Raw genomic sequence first — 13,536 nt, forward strand, 5'->3', positions numbered from 1 at the left:
CATGGATATCCAGTGGCCCCTTCTGATCTTCAGCGTCCTTTTGGGCGTGACCTCGGGATGCTTCGTGTTTCTGGGCGTGGGCGAGCTCAAGGGCAAGTTCAAGGACGTGCGCTTCCTGGGCGCGCTCATCGCCTTCGTGTGCCTGGCCGTGGGCGGCTGCGTGTCGGTGCTGCACATGGGGCACCCGGAGCGCGCGACGCACCTGCTGGGCAACCTGGGCTCGGGTCTGTCGAAAGAGCTGTTCATCGTCGCCATCATGGGCATCGTGTCGCTCGTGTACCTTATTCTGGCGAAGAAGGACTACCCCGGCGTGTCGAAGGTGCTCGGCGTGCTGGGCGCGCTGCTGGGCCTGGTGCTGCCACTGGTGGCCGGCGCCTCGTACCTGATCGCGGCGCGTCCCGCGTGGGATAGCGCGGCGCTGCCCCTCATGTACCTGGGCGGCGGCCTGGCCATGGGCATGACGCTCATGGCAGGGCTCGTGCTCCTGCGCGGCAAGGCGTCCGAGGAGGGCGGCTTCGCGCTGAAGCTGGCGCTGGCGGGCGTCGTCATCATGGTGGTGACGTCGGTTGCCTACGTGGTGTGGATCGCCGTGGCGCCGTACCAGGCACCGTCGCGCTCTATCGAGCGCCTGCTGGCCGGCGACCTGGCCGTGATGTTCTGGCTGGGCGTGGTGGTCGTGGGGCTGGTTGCCCCGACGGCCCTCACGGCGCTGGCCTGCGTGAAGGCCACGAAGGGCGAGGGCGGCACCGGCACGGTGAAGCCGTCGACGCTGGCCGGCTATATGTTCGCGGCCTGCGCTTGCTCGGCCGTGGGCGCCGTGGTCCTGCGCGTCATCATGTACGGCGTGGGCACGAGCGTCGAGCAGTTCATCTATCACTGATCGTAGGAAGGGCGCGCCTCTGCAACGGGGCGCGTCCAACCCCTCGACCCTCCCCCGTGGCGGAATGCGGCTTTCCCTCCCCGCCGCGTTCCGTTACGGGGGACGGCCGACGACAACGAAGAAGGAGCATCAACCATGGAAGAGGTCATGTCAGCCGAGCTGGTGGAGAACCTGGTGGATTTCTGCGAGAACCGCGCGCGCGTGTACGCGCTGCTGTTGCGTTGCTACGAGAAGGAGCTGGACACGGCGTTCGCAGCGGAACTCGCCGAGGCGGCACGCGTGGAGTCGGACGACCCGGCGCTCGCCGAAGGCTTCGCGGCGCTGCAGACCGACCTGGCGGGGTGCGACGACGGACAGCTTGAGTTGCTGGCCGTGGTGTTCGACCGCGTGTTCTTCGGCATGGGCCCGCGCTCGGCGCAGAAGGCGTTCCCCTACGAGTCGGTGTACACGAGCGAGGGCGGCCTCATGATGCAGGACGCCTACAGCGAGGTGCTGCGCCTCTACCGCGCAGCCGGCTTCGCGAAGGACCCCGGCTTCACGGAGCCCGAGGACCATCTGGCCGTGGAGCTGGCGTTCATGGTGCGCCTGTGCGAGCGGGCCGTGGAGGCCCTGCGCGCCGGCGACGAGGCCGCCGCGGAGGCGGCGCTGGCCGAGCAGCGTGCCTTTGTTCGGGCCCACCTGCTGAACTGGGTGCCCGCCTTCGCCCGCGACATGAAGGCGTCCGCCGAAAGCGGCTTCTACGCGCACCTGGCCACGTTCACGGAAGCGTACCTGGCCGCCGATGCCGAGGCGCTGGCCGAGGTGGTGGGAGACTAGCAAGCTGCCTTTGGGCAGGTGATGGGGGATGATGGGAATGGAGACGATTTCTCGGCGCGGGTTCCTCGCCGCCGGGGCCGTGGGCGTGGCGATGGTGGGCGTCGGCGGGTTCGGCGCGGTGACGAGGCAGGCCGACGCCGCTTTCGTGCGCCCGCCGGGGGCAGAGTCGAATGCGCGGCTGACGGCGGCGTGCAACCGCTGCCAGCGCTGCCTGCAGGCGTGCCCGTACGGCATCATCACGCCGGTGCCGCTGGCCGGGAGCCTGGTGGCTTACGGCACGCCCACGCTCGCGTTCGAGCAGGGGTGCTGCGACTTCTGCATGAAGTGCGTGGACGCATGCCCCACGGGCGCGCTCTCGTACGGGGGCGCGCATGAGCGCGACCTGGGCGTGGCGCTCGTCGTGAAGGACGCCTGCGTGGCCTGGGACTGGTCGGGCTGCACCGTGTGCAAGGACGAGTGCCCGGTGGAGGGCGCCATCACGCTGGACGACCACGACCGCCCTGTCGTGCACCCCGATTTCTGCGACGGGTGCGGGCGCTGCGAGCAGGTGTGCCCCTCGTCCTCGCTGCGCGCCTACGACGCGAGTGTGGAGAACAAGGGCATCGTGGTGGTTTCGCGCGCGAGCGAGGCGGCGCGGGCGGCGGGCGCAGTCTCCAGCGAGGAGCTGCTGGCCGGTCGCACGGTCCCTGTCGCGCTGGCGGACGCGATGCCGCCCCATACGAAGGGCGTCCACCCCGACGGGCCGGACGCGACGCGCGAGGCAGGAGACCTATCATGAAGACGCGTACGAGGGCTGTCCGCATCCTCGTGGCAGCCGCCGTTCTCGTGGCGGCCGTGGCGGCAGCCCATCTTGGCGGCGGAGCCGCGGTGGGGACGCTGTGCGTGCTGTGTCCCGTGGGTTTCGCGCAGATAGCGGTGGCGTCGCAGAGCGTTCCGTGGCACCTGCTGCCCGGCGTGCTGGCGGTGCTGGCCATCGTGTTTCTGCTGGGCCGTGCGTTCTGCTCGTGGCTCTGCCCTTCGCAGCTGCTCAAGAACATCTTCGGCGGCCATACCCCGCGCGGCCTCTACGGCCGCAGCGGCGAGGCGCCGAAGGCCGGCTGCGCCACGTGCGCCTCGGCAACGGGTGCGAGCCTCAAGACGCAGGGAGTCGTGCTCGCCGTCTTGCTGGTCGTGTCGTTCGCCGTGGAGTTCCCGGTGTTCTGCCTGCTGTGCCCCATCGGGCTCGTGTTCGGGACGCTCTGGGCCCTGAACCGCGTGTTCGTGCTGCTGCAGCCGGGCTGGGAGCTGATCGTGTTCCCGCTCATGTTGCTGGCCGAGCTGTTCCTGTTTAAGCGCTGGTGCGCGGCCATCTGCCCGCTGGGATTCTTCTTCGGCCTGGTGGAGAAGGCGCGCACGAAGCTGGGTTTCGGCGTTCGCCCGCAGGCGTCGTGCAACACCTGCATTTCGAGCGAGGGATGCCGCACGTGCTCGACCGTGTGCCCCGAGAACATCGACGTGGCCGCCGCCGACGGACTTGTGCTGGAAGCCTGCACGCTGTGCGGCGACTGCCTGGAGAACTGCCCGACGAGGTCCATCTCCCTCTCGCTCGGCGCGCGGAAGCCAGATGCTCCCGTTTCCGTTCCCGTTTCGAACTCCGCTCGAGCCGACGAGCCCCCTTCGGCTGACGAGCCTGCCTCCGCCGCTTCGAGCTCTCTCGAAGAGTGCGATGACAACCTCGCCGTTCGCTAGCCTTTCCGTATAAAGGGAGTGTTTCACGTGAAACACTCCCTTACCAAATAGGTCATGGACAAAAGGTTAGGCCATAACCACGAATCTCGCCCCAGCGAGCCCTTGCTCCTTGCTGCAGCAGGTCCTCATTCCTGGCGCAGCGCCTCAATGGGCGTGAGGCGGGAGGCCCGGTAGGCGGGGAAGATGCCGAACGCCAGGCCGATGGCGGTGCTGGCGGCCACGGCAACGGCAACGACGTCCCAGGAAGCCGAGAATGCCAACCCCATGCTTCTCGCCAGCATGCCGAATGCCAGCCCGGCTGAGATGCCCGCCGCGCCTCCCATGAGGCTCACCAGCAGCGCCTCCATCAGGAACTGCCGCAGGATGTCGGACCTTCGCGCACCGAGCGCTTTCTTGATGCCTATCTCGCGGGTGCGCTCCGTCACCGACACCAGCATCACGTTCATCACGCCGATGCCCGCCACCACGAGCGAGATGCTGGCAATGCCAACCAGCATGAGCGTCATGGTCTGGTTGATCTCGCTGGAGGCGTTTAGCATGTCGTCCTGCGATACGACGGCGAACTGGTTGGGCGACAGCCCCCTCTCGCCCGACAAGTAGTCGAACAGGGCCGCCTTCGTCGCGTCGACGCCTCCTTCGAGAGCGGGCCGTGCATACACGGTCTCGATCTTCGTCTCCTCTCCCAGGCTTGGAAGGGCCGAGAACGGCACGAGTGCAAGGTTGTCGGCGTTGAGGCCCATGGTCTGGCCGATAGGTTCCAGCACGCCCACGACCACGAACGGCACCCCCGCTATCTTAAGCGTTTTGCCTAGGCAGTCCATCGTCCCGAACAGGTCGTTTGCCGTGCTGGCCCCAATTACGCACACGTTGGAGCGGTTCTCGCGGTCCACGGGCGACAGGTTGCGCCCGGTTGCGAGCCGAAGGCTGCGCGTGGTTAGGTAGTGCTCGTCCGAGACCTCTGCCGTGCTACGCTTCGTGGAGCGCCCCTCGTCCGTCAGGTCGCCGCCAACCCCTTTCGAAGGGGCAACCGACCCCATGCCCGGCAGTCCGCGCAAGGCGGCGATGTCATCGTAGCCGAGCGAGTCCTTGAACACGTAGGCCGACACCATGTCGCCTCCCAACGCCTTCATGCGCTCCTCCACCTGCCGGTTCGAACCTTCGCCGATGCCCACCAGCACGATGACCGACGAGATGCCTATCACCAGCCCAAGCATGGTGAGGGCCGTGCGCAACCGGTTGCGGGCGATGCTGGAGAGCGCGGTTTTAGCTGATCGCGTCCGTCGCACGTCGGCCTCCTTCCCCTGCAAAGCCTCGGGCTTGCAGCGTTATCCGACGCGCGGCCTCGTCAGCTGCCGTCTTCGAGCCGGAGCCCTTGCCTTCCTGCAGCCGTCCGTCGGCGATGCTCGCCGTACGCTCGGCCCGGGCTGCCAAGTTCGGGTTGTGGGTGATGAGGACGACGGTCTGCCCTTCGCGGTGCAAGTCCTCGAACAGCCCCATGATCTCGATGCTCGTGCGCGAGTCCAGCGCTCCTGTGGGCTCGTCGGCCAGCAAGATGGAAGGGTTGCCCACCAGCGCGCGGGCGATGGCCACGCGCTGCTGCTGTCCTCCCGAGAGCTGGTGCGGAAGATGCCGCTCGCGTCCCTCGAGACCGACTTTCGCCAGGTAACGGCGGGCGAAGGCGTTGGCCTCGCGCGGCCTCGTGCCGCGATAGGACAAGGGCAGCCTCACGTTCTCCAGCGCCGTGAGCGAGCCCAGCAGGTTGAAGTTCTGGAACACGAACCCGATGGTGCGGTTGCGCAGGTCGGCCAGCGCGTTGTCCGCCAGTTCCGCAACGTCGAGCCCGTTCAGCCAGTAGGTTCCGTCGTCGGGCACGTCCAGCAGCCCGATGATGTTCATGAGGGTGGACTTTCCCGAGCCGGAAGGGCCCACGATGGCCACGAATTCGCCCTCCTGCACGGCGAAATCGACGTTTTCCAGCGCGCGCACCTCCCCCTCGCCCATGGGGTAGCGCTTGCCCAGCCCCTCCATGCGTATGACCGGGCTGCTCGTGCTGCGCGCCTTCCAGGGTACCGCGCCCGTGGCCCGGGCATTGCCGGTTGCGGCCATGCGCTCGGCGCAGCTCGGGCAAATTGTTCCGGCGGTCATGCGGTCTCCGTCATGGTCACGATGGTGTCCCCGGCGCTCCCACCCGGCATGGCTGCGGATTCGTGGAGCACGACGGCATCGCCCTCGCTGATCTCGCCCGCCACCTCCACCTTCGAGCCGTCCGACAGGCCGGTGGACACACCGACGGTGCGTAGCGAGCCGTCAGGTTCCCTCACGGTCACGGTTTTGGCGTCGCCGTCGCCCTGCACGGCGCTTACGGGGACGGTGAGCACGTCGGTTGCCTGCGCAACCTTGACCGAGAGTGTGGCCGACATGCCCAGCCAGATGCTGCCGTCATTGGGCACCTCCACGGTCACGGTGAACTTCGAGCCGCTGGCCTGGTAGGCTCCTACCTGGTTGATGTTCGAGATCGCGCCCGTGCGCGTTCCCTGGCTGCCCACGACGACGTCGACCTCCTGGCCCTCGGCCAGGCTCGCCAGGTCGCTTTCGGCAACCGGCATCTCCACATGGACGGTGTCCATGCGCTCCACCTCCGCGAAGTGGTCGTCTGGGGAAAGCGCCTCTCCGGCCTTCGGTACGGTGCGGGATTTCACCACCAAGTCGTACGGCGCCGACATGACCTCGCCACTCGTGTAGGTCATCAATGGCTCCCCGGCGCGCACGAGCTTGTTCAGCGGCGCGTCGAAGGACTTGAAGTAACGCCAGGAGGCGGGTTTGAGCCTCTCGGACGCGCTGCCTTTCACCTCGCCGGTACCGGAGATGGTTTTCTCGATATTACCCCTGGTCACAAGAGCGGTGGGAACAGGTGCGGGGTCGGTTTGCCCCGGGGAGGCCAGGCTGCCCAGGGCGCCTCCGAACGCCTCCTCGCCCGCTGCGAGCCACCAGGCGGCCGCGCCGAGCCCGAGGGCCAGCACCGCCGCCAAGGCGATCAGACCGCCTGATGCTTTTCGGTGTTGCTTGCTGTTGTCTGGCATGGGATGCTCCTTGTTGCCGGCCTACTCGCCGTCGCTCGCGTCGGTCAAGGCTTCGTAGTCGACGGAGGCGCTTCCGGCGGTGTCCGGCTCCGCCAGGCCCGATTCGAGAGCCTGTTCACGCTCTCCTTGGAGGCTGTTCCCGCTCCCGCCGAGCTGCGGCCCGAGGTTCTTCAGGACGGCCAGCCCGCCCAAGATCACAAGGGCGACGGCCAGCACGCCGATGACGATCTTCATGGTCTTGGCGCTCATGGTTCTCCTTCCGTTAGCTGTCGAATGCGTGGGCATCTTAGCGGAGGCCGCCTTAAAACTTCCTGAAACATCAGAAGGGCCTCGCCAGCGAGGGCGCCGGGGCGCAGGGATGCGCGCCTCGGCGCGGCAGCCCGGCGCAGCCCCCTGCGCAAAGCACCACGTTTCAGCGCTTTTTAAGGAAGCCGATGCTAGAATGGCCGCATGAAGATACTCATCATCGAAGACGATCGCGCCATCTCCCGCGCCATCGCCGCGGCGCTGGGCTCGCGTTACGCCTTCGACCAGGCGTTCGACGGCGAAGAAGGGCTGTTCTTCGCGCAGCAGAACGTATACGACCTCGTGGTGCTCGACATCATGCTTCCCGCGCTCGACGGCTACGGCGTGCTGGAGCGGCTGCGCGCCGACGGCATGGACACGCCCGTGCTCATGCTGACGGCGAAGAACGCCCGCGACGACCGGGTGCGCGGCCTGCAACTGGGCGCCGACGATTACCTGGCGAAGCCGTTCGACCGCGACGAGCTGGTGCTGCGCGTCGAGGCTATCATCCGGCGCAGCATGGGCGTGCGCACGCTGGACGCCTTCGGGTTCCGCGGCCTGACGCTCGACCCGAACACGAGGCGCGCTGCCGTCGACGGTGCGCCGGTCGTGCTCAAGGGCAAGCAGTACGACGTTCTTGAGTACCTGGTGAGCCACGAGGGGCAGCTCGTGTCCAAAACGCAGCTGTTCGACCGGGTATGGGGGTTCATGAACGACACGTCGTCGAACGTGGTGGAGGTATACGTGAGCGCGCTGCGCAAGGTGCTGAAGGGGCATGGGTACGACCGCTTCCTCAAGACGATACGCGGGGCGGGCTACGTGTGGACGGACGACGATGGGCTTTGAGGAGCGGCGCGTTCGCCGCCTGCTCGCACGGAACACCCTGCTTTTCTTCGCGGCGTTCGCCGTGCTGTTCTCGCTGTTCGGTGTGCTGATATTCCAGATGGTGAGCTCCAGCATCTACCAGCCCGCCGACAACCAGCTGGCGGAGCTGCGCATCCTGACCTCCTCGGCCATGGCCGACTGGGAATCGGGGGACGGCGGAGACGGTTACGAGGTGCTGTCGGACGGGAACCTTTCGGCTGAGGCGGAAGGGGTCGGCGCCGGGCTGGAGGAGTCGATGGCCGACGATGCCGACGAGGGCGGCATTGCTATCTTGAACCGGTCGTACGTGGCCTCGAATCCGCAGCTCATCTACTTGTGGCGCCATGCCGACGGCAAGGCGGCGGGTACCGAGGGGCTTTACGCCAGCTACCCTGCCTATTTCGACGACATCCCGTTCGACCCTGGCGACTTGGATCGCGCGTACGAGGTGCGGGCGGGGGGCCATGTGTACCGCGGCATCAATTACGCCATGGGGAGCGGCGGGATTGCCGAGGGGGAGGTTTCGGACAGGGCGTATGTGCAGGTATTGGTGAACGTGGATTCCGAGATGGCACTGCTCGAGCATTTCACACGGGTGCTCGTCGTTTACCTGGCCGTGGCCGTGGCCGTGGCGGCGGCGGTGAGCTTCCTGCTGTCGCGCAGGACCGTCAAGCCCATCGTGGCCAGCATGAACCGCCAGACCGAGTTCGTGCAGAACGCCTCGCACGAGCTGCGCACGCCGCTGGCCATCATCCTTGCCGCGCAGGAGCGGTTGCTGGCGGAGCCGGGAGCCCGCATCGTGGACCGTTTCGAGGACGTGGGCGCGGTGGCGGACGAGACGAAGCGCCTCGCGCGCCTCGTGGACGACCTTATGACGCTGACGTCGGCAGACGCGAGCACCGAGGATGAGCGCGAGGCGGCGCCCCTCGAGGTAGGCGGCATCGTTGAGGATGTGGCTGGCCTGTACGCCGACGTGGCGGAGGTCGCCGGCAAAACGCTGACGGTAGCCGTCCGGCCGGCGGGCGAGGTGCGCATCGAGGCGGATGCGCTGCGGCAGGTGCTGGGCATCCTCTTGGACAACGCGCTCAAGTACACGGTGGCAGGCGATTCCGTGGCGGTGCGCTGCGAAGAACGGGGCGCTCGGGTAACGCTTTCGGTGGCGGATACCGGATGCGGCATCGACCCGGCGGATCGCGGCCGCGTGTTCGAGCGCTTCTACCGCGCCGATACGGCGCGCACCACGCCTGGCAGCGGCCTCGGGCTGTCCATTGCCCGCGCCCTTGTGGAGCACGCCGGCGGTGTTGTTGCCATCGAGGCCAACGAGCCGCGGGGAACGTGCGTTACGGTCGTACTTCCGAAGGCGAGGGCGCGCTGATGCCCGCTGTAACGGAAACGACGCCGCTCAAGGCGGCGTCGCGAGAAATCGATGGTGCCCCCGGCGCGATTCGAACGCGCGGCACCCGCTTTAGGAGAGCGGTGCTCTGTCCCCTGAGCTACGGAGGCGCGGCAGCTATTGTAGCATTCCCGACAGCGCTTGGCCCAGAGAAATGGTCCGGGCCGCTGGCAGGCGTCGGGCCGTTTTCCCGTCGGCGGTACTAGAAGCGCAGGGCGCAGGTGAACTTCGACCAGGAGAGCGGGTCGGTGTCGCGCACGAGCAGGCCCCGGTCGGGCGCATGGACGTAGTGGGTGCCGCCGTAGCTGACGGCGATGCCCACGTGGCCGTAGCGCCAGAGCACGTCGCCGGGGCGGGCTTCGGAGACGGGAACGCGTTGACGTGCGGCGCTGTACTGCGATTCGCTCTGATGCGGAACGTACATGCCGATCTGGCGATACGCCCATGTCACCAAGCCGGAGCAGTCGAACGAGTTCGGGCCTTCCGCCCCCCATTCGTAGGGGCAGCCGATGCGGCTCATGGCGTAATCGACCACGGAACCCTGTGACGGGATGTCCACGCCGTTGCCGCCTCCGCCGCTCGGCGGGTTGCCGCCGCCGGTACCCCCGTCTCCGCCACCTCCGGCGTTGCCGCTGTTCGCCGCCTCCCGTGCCGCCTCGGCCTCCATCTCGGCCTGCTTTTGCGCGGCGGCTGCCTCGGCGGCGGCACGCTGCTCTTCCTCGAGCAGGGCGCGTGCCTCGGCGTCGAGCGAGTTCATGAGCGCGTCGGCCTGGGCGATCTTCGCCTCGACCTCTTCCTTGATGGCCTTGGCCTCGGCGGCCTTGTCGGCGGCGATCTTCTCCTGCTTGGCGTATTCGGCCTTCGAGGCCTCCACGGTCTCGCGCAGCGTCTTGGTCTCGGCGACCATCTGGGTGTCGTTCTCGTTCAAGCCGTTCAGGATATCCCAGTTCTGGGTGAACTCGGCGAACGAGGTGGCGCCCATGAGGAAGTCCAGGAACGTGGCGGAGCCCGATCGGTACATGCTGCGGGCGCGGGTGCCCAGGTGATCCTGCAGGTTGGCGATCTGGGCCGTGGCCTCGTCGATCTTCACCTGTTCGGCCTCCATGGCCGTGCGTGCGGCGTTCTGCTCGTCCAGTGCGCCGTAATAGCGCTCGGCAGCTGCCTCGAGATCGGCGTTCAGGCCGACCAGCTGGTTGCGGACGGCGTCGGCCTCTGCCTGCTTCTCGGCAGCGGTCACGGCGAACGCGGCCTGGGGGAAGGCGAGGGATGCGGCGGCGAGGGCGGTTGCTCCCCCTACGAACGTGCGCCGCGAAAGGGCGGGTGAGGGCTCTTGCATGCGGTACCTCCTTGACGGGCCTGGGGCATGTCCGAGCGAATGTGCCCTCTATCTTACCACGCAACCCATGTATGACGAAAATACCTGCCAATTATCCAGATTCGAGGGAGAGGTCCGCGGACCCGCAGGGCCGCAGGGGAATGGCGCGGTGAGGTGGGGCGGCACGGCGCGGCCGACCCCCCCCCTCCCCCTAACGGCGCCGCTCGTCGGTGCGGTCGTCCATGGCGGCGTCGGCCATGGAGGAGACCCAGAGCATCTGGGGGTTCATGACATGCGGGGAGGCGTCGGCGAGCGAAGGGAGGCTCCCGCGCGTCCAGTCGAGCGCGGCGCGCCGGGCGGCCGCTTCCGACTCGTAGCGCTGCGGCTCGGACAGCCCCAGGCGCTTCACGAACAGGAGGGCGGGGAAGGAGCGCTGCGCATTCGCGGCGATGGTGGCCACGTTGTTGTAGATCTGCTGCTCGTACGCGAGGGTTTCCATGGCCGCATCGAGCTGCGCGCTGGCCTTGCGGCTGGCAGGGCTCGCCACGAAGCCCGGTTCGACTTCGGCCGCCGCGTAGACGCGCTCGATGGCCTGTACGAGCCGGTCGTCTGCTGCTGCGGCCGCATGCGGGTCCTCCGCAGAGGCGGAGGCGCGCGAGGCCGCGGCAACGTCGTCCAGGGCGCGGCGTACGACCGAGGGGCTGCTGGCTGCGCGCTGCGCGGCAGCCTCGTCCTGAGAGACGGCGGCGACGAACGCCGGCACCGCTTCCATGCCGCGGCGGCGCAATCCGTCCAAGCGGTTCCAGGCAGCCTGCACGTCCCGCTGCTGCGCCTTCAGGTTGGCTACGACGAGCCCGCAGAGCGCGGCGACAAGGCCCACGAGGACGATGGCAATGAGGGAGAGGTTCATCCTGGCGGTCCTTTCACACGGGTGATCCGCCCATTGTAGGGCTAGCTCGCATGCAGGACGAGGTGGGGATTTGCTCGTTGGCAGCTTGACGGCGAAGCGTTGTCTTACCCGGAAACATGAGCGGGCCGCCCAAAAAGGCGGCCCGCTCATGTTTCGGTACAGGAAGCCCCGAACGTGCGCACGGGACGATAAGTGGCGGCTAGTTCGTCGGGTTGGGCGTCGGCGTCGGGTCGGGTGTCGACTGCTTGGCGAACACCACGGTGACGGCGATGCTGTTCTTCACGTTGCTGACGGTGAAGCTGCCGCCGCTCGGGGACACGCTGTAGCTGTTGCCGTTCGTGTCGGTGACGGAGGACACCGTGTAGCCGCTGTTGGGCGTCACCTGGAACGTGATGCTGCCGCCCTCGTCCACCTCCATGGACGACGGCGACACGTAGCCGCCCTCGCCCGAGACCGAGGCGGATACGGTGAACTTCGTGGGCTTCGCCTTGCCGCTGCTCACCACGATGTTCACCGTGCCGCCTTCCTTGCCCTTTTCGCCGGCGGAGGGGCTTTGGCTGATGACCAGGCCCTCGGCCACGGTATCGCTGTTGGCGTAGTCGGTCGTCACGGAGAAGCCGGCATCGTTCAGCGCTGCGACTGCGGCGCCCTCGCGCTGGCCCACCACGTTGGGCACTTCGACGCCCTCGGAGCCGAGCGATACGATGTACTCCACGGTCGAGTTCTTTTCAACCTTGGTGCCGCTTTCGGGATTGGTGCTGATGACCAGGCCCTTTTCAACCGTGTCGGAATAGGCTGGCGTTCCTGCGCTCGGCACGAGCCCCTTGTCCTTGATCGCCTGCTTCGCCTTTTCCGCGTCGAGGCCCTTCACGTCGGGCACGGTGATCTGCGCCACGCCCTGCGATACGGTGACGTTGACCTTCGAGCCCTTCTCGCGCTTGTCGCCGGCCTTCGGGTCCTGGCCGACTATCTGCCCGGCCGGAACCTTGTCATCGTACTTCTGGTCGGTCGTGCCCAGCTCGAAGCCCGCCTCCTTCAAGATGGCCGTGGCCTCCTCGACGGTCTTGCCCGTCACGTTGGGCACGGGGTCGCCCGAGGCGAAGCCGCCCATGAGGGCGAACGCCGCAAGGCCTACGATGGCCAGCGCGGCGATGACGCCCACCACGATGCCGATGGTCTTCTTGTTGTTCTTCTTCTTGCCGTCGTCGGAACGGTAGTTCTTCGCGCCGCCGGGGGTTCCCGCGGGCTTCACGCCGCCCGCGCCCATGCCGGCGGGCATGACGGCGGTGCCGTCGGCCGCGGCCATGGGGGCCACCACGCCGCCCATGACGGCCGTTTCGGCGCTGGTGAAGCCGCCGCCCACGTTCACGGGGCGTCCGGCCAGGTAGTCGTTCAGCGCGTAGCGCATGTCCTGCGCGGTGGCGAAGCGCTCGGCGGGGTTCTTCGCCATGGTGCGCATGATGATGGCCTCGAGCGCGGGGTCGATGTCGGGGTTGATCTCGCGTGGCGGGGCCGGCAGGTCGTTCACCTGCTTCATGGCCACGCTCACGGCATCGGGGCCGTCGAAGGGCAGCTTGCCCGTGGCGGCCTCGTACAGCACGATGCCCAGCGAGTAGATGTCGCTGGCGGCGGTGAGCTCCTTGCCCTGCGCCTGCTCCGGCGAGATGTAGTGCGCCGTGCCCAGCACGGACGACGTCTGCGTCATGACCGAGTTCTTGGCGCGCGCGATGCCGAAGTCCATGACCTTCACGTTGCCGTCGGGCTGCACCATGATGTTCTGCGGCTTGATGTCGCGGTGGATGATGTCCAAATTATGCGCCACCGACAGGGCCTGGCACACTTGCGAGCCTATCTCGGCCACCTTGCGCTGGTTGATGGCGCCGCGCTCGTTGATGGCCGTCTTCAGGTCGCTTCCGCGCACGAACTCCATGACGATGTAGTACGTGCCGTCGTCCTGGCCCCAGTCGTACACGTTCACGATGTAGGGGCTCTGCAGGTTGGCCGCGGCGGCGGCCTCCTGCTTGAAGCGCTTGGTGAAGTTGGGGTCGGCGGCGTACTGGGGCAGCATGACCTTCACCGCGACCAGACGCCCGAGCACGTTGTCCTGCGCGCGGTACACCTCGGCCATGCCGCCGATGCCGATGCGCTCGGTTATCTGGTAGCGGTTGTTGAACACCCTGCCTGTCATGTTTCCGGTCACGTTTCTGCTCCTTTAGGTCACATGCCCCGTGGCGGTACTGCGTGTCGATGTTGATACGATTGCCA

Annotated in this window: 13 protein-coding genes and 1 tRNA gene; 6 read left to right on the forward strand and 8 right to left on the reverse strand. The window is 67.4% G+C overall.

What is annotated here, in order from left to right; genetic code table 11:
* Nucleotide 1: 1 nt before the first annotated feature.
* The 4 genes from C1877_RS12590 (at nucleotide 2) to C1877_RS12605 (ending at nucleotide 3,424) form a co-directional block, all read left to right on the forward strand.
* Nucleotides 2–880: a dimethyl sulfoxide reductase anchor subunit family protein gene (locus tag C1877_RS12590; protein ID WP_015539379.1), complete on the forward strand. Its 879-nt coding sequence runs from the start codon at nucleotides 2–4 to the stop codon at nucleotides 878–880.
* Between the two features lie 135 nt (nucleotides 881–1,015).
* Complete coding sequence (locus C1877_RS12595) at nucleotides 1,016–1,696, forward strand: TorD/DmsD family molecular chaperone (RefSeq protein WP_114569327.1); 681 nt, start codon at nucleotides 1,016–1,018, stop codon at nucleotides 1,694–1,696.
* Nucleotides 1,697–1,733: 37 nt separating this feature from the next.
* Complete coding sequence (locus C1877_RS12600) at nucleotides 1,734–2,474, forward strand: 4Fe-4S dicluster domain-containing protein (protein WP_227154782.1); 741 nt, start codon at nucleotides 1,734–1,736, stop codon at nucleotides 2,472–2,474.
* On the forward strand, nucleotides 2,471–3,424 hold the full coding sequence (locus C1877_RS12605; protein ID WP_015539381.1) for a 4Fe-4S binding protein: 954 nt from the start codon (nucleotides 2,471–2,473) through the stop codon (nucleotides 3,422–3,424). Before C1877_RS12600 ends, C1877_RS12605 begins: the two co-directional genes overlap by 4 nt.
* Nucleotides 3,425–3,549: 125 nt before the next feature.
* On the opposite strand, the gene C1877_RS12610 is transcribed toward C1877_RS12605, so the two are convergent.
* From C1877_RS12610 to C1877_RS12625, 4 genes are read right to left on the reverse strand one after another with little or no spacing between them, the layout of a single operon-like run.
* A complete protein-coding gene (locus C1877_RS12610) occupies nucleotides 3,550–4,710 on the reverse strand; it encodes an ABC transporter permease (protein WP_041239201.1) in 1,161 nt (386 codons plus the stop codon).
* Complete coding sequence (locus C1877_RS12615; RefSeq protein ID WP_231847594.1) at nucleotides 4,688–5,569, reverse strand: ABC transporter ATP-binding protein; 882 nt, start codon at nucleotides 5,567–5,569, stop codon at nucleotides 4,688–4,690. Before C1877_RS12615 ends, C1877_RS12610 begins: the two co-directional genes overlap by 23 nt.
* Nucleotides 5,566–6,504, reverse strand: coding sequence for an efflux RND transporter periplasmic adaptor subunit (locus tag C1877_RS12620; RefSeq protein WP_114569328.1), 939 nt, complete (start codon nucleotides 6,502–6,504; stop codon nucleotides 5,566–5,568). The genes C1877_RS12615 and C1877_RS12620 overlap by 4 nt, the downstream gene beginning before the upstream one ends.
* 21 nt (nucleotides 6,505–6,525) lie before the next feature.
* A complete protein-coding gene (locus tag C1877_RS12625; RefSeq protein WP_015539383.1) occupies nucleotides 6,526–6,753 on the reverse strand; it encodes a hypothetical protein in 228 nt (75 codons plus the stop codon).
* Nucleotides 6,754–6,954: 201 nt separating this feature from the next.
* On the opposite strand from C1877_RS12625, the gene C1877_RS12630 reads away from it, so the two are divergent.
* Both C1877_RS12630 and C1877_RS12635 read left to right on the forward strand, forming a co-directional pair.
* A complete protein-coding gene (locus C1877_RS12630) occupies nucleotides 6,955–7,635 on the forward strand; it encodes a response regulator transcription factor (RefSeq protein ID WP_015539384.1) in 681 nt (226 codons plus the stop codon).
* Nucleotides 7,625–9,028, forward strand: a complete 1,404-nt coding sequence (locus C1877_RS12635) for a sensor histidine kinase (RefSeq protein WP_015539385.1) — start codon at nucleotides 7,625–7,627, stop codon at nucleotides 9,026–9,028. Before C1877_RS12630 ends, C1877_RS12635 begins: the two co-directional genes overlap by 11 nt.
* A 52-nt stretch (nucleotides 9,029–9,080) precedes the next feature.
* On the opposite strand, the gene C1877_RS12640 is transcribed toward C1877_RS12635, so the two are convergent.
* From C1877_RS12640 to pknB, 4 genes are all read right to left on the reverse strand, one after another.
* Nucleotides 9,081–9,156: transfer RNA gene (locus C1877_RS12640), tRNA-Arg, on the reverse strand.
* Nucleotides 9,157–9,248: 92 nt separating this feature from the next.
* Nucleotides 9,249–10,382, reverse strand: a complete 1,134-nt coding sequence (locus C1877_RS12645) for a C40 family peptidase (protein ID WP_015539386.1) — start codon at nucleotides 10,380–10,382, stop codon at nucleotides 9,249–9,251.
* 190 nt (nucleotides 10,383–10,572) lie between these two features.
* Complete coding sequence (locus C1877_RS12650) at nucleotides 10,573–11,271, reverse strand: LemA family protein (RefSeq protein WP_181813851.1); 699 nt, start codon at nucleotides 11,269–11,271, stop codon at nucleotides 10,573–10,575.
* 199 nt (nucleotides 11,272–11,470) lie between these two features.
* Nucleotides 11,471–13,459: a Stk1 family PASTA domain-containing Ser/Thr kinase gene (pknB, locus tag C1877_RS12655; RefSeq protein ID WP_015539387.1), complete on the reverse strand. Its 1,989-nt coding sequence runs from the start codon at nucleotides 13,457–13,459 to the stop codon at nucleotides 11,471–11,473.
* Nucleotides 13,460–13,536 lie beyond the last annotated feature (77 nt).

The sequence above is a fragment of the Gordonibacter pamelaeae genome (genome assembly GCF_003340385.1).
Taxonomy (GTDB): Bacteria; Actinomycetota; Coriobacteriia; order Coriobacteriales; family Eggerthellaceae; genus Gordonibacter; species Gordonibacter pamelaeae.

Bases quoted from the DNA above. Each gene is read 5' to 3' on its own strand.
- C1877_RS12590 (WP_015539379.1), top strand. From the start codon at position 2: ATGGATATCCAGTGGCCCCTTCTGATCTTCAGCGTCCTTTTGGGCGTG.
- C1877_RS12595 (WP_114569327.1), top strand. From the start codon at position 1,016: ATGGAAGAGGTCATGTCAGCCGAGCTGGTGGAGAACCTGGTGGATTTC.
- C1877_RS12600 (WP_227154782.1), top strand. From the start codon at position 1,734: ATGGAGACGATTTCTCGGCGCGGGTTCCTCGCCGCCGGGGCCGTGGGC.
- C1877_RS12605 (WP_015539381.1), top strand. From the start codon at position 2,471: ATGAAGACGCGTACGAGGGCTGTCCGCATCCTCGTGGCAGCCGCCGTT.
- C1877_RS12615 (WP_231847594.1), bottom strand. From the start codon at position 5,569: ATGACCGCCGGAACAATTTGCCCGAGCTGCGCCGAGCGCATGGCCGCA.
- C1877_RS12620 (WP_114569328.1), bottom strand. From the start codon at position 6,504: ATGCCAGACAACAGCAAGCAACACCGAAAAGCATCAGGCGGTCTGATC.
- C1877_RS12625 (WP_015539383.1), bottom strand. From the start codon at position 6,753: ATGAGCGCCAAGACCATGAAGATCGTCATCGGCGTGCTGGCCGTCGCC.
- C1877_RS12630 (WP_015539384.1), top strand. From the start codon at position 6,955: ATGAAGATACTCATCATCGAAGACGATCGCGCCATCTCCCGCGCCATC.
- C1877_RS12635 (WP_015539385.1), top strand. From the start codon at position 7,625: ATGGGCTTTGAGGAGCGGCGCGTTCGCCGCCTGCTCGCACGGAACACC.
- C1877_RS12645 (WP_015539386.1), bottom strand. From the start codon at position 10,382: ATGCAAGAGCCCTCACCCGCCCTTTCGCGGCGCACGTTCGTAGGGGGA.
- C1877_RS12650 (WP_181813851.1), bottom strand. From the start codon at position 11,271: ATGAACCTCTCCCTCATTGCCATCGTCCTCGTGGGCCTTGTCGCCGCG.
- pknB (WP_015539387.1), bottom strand. From the start codon at position 13,459: ATGACAGGCAGGGTGTTCAACAACCGCTACCAGATAACCGAGCGCATC.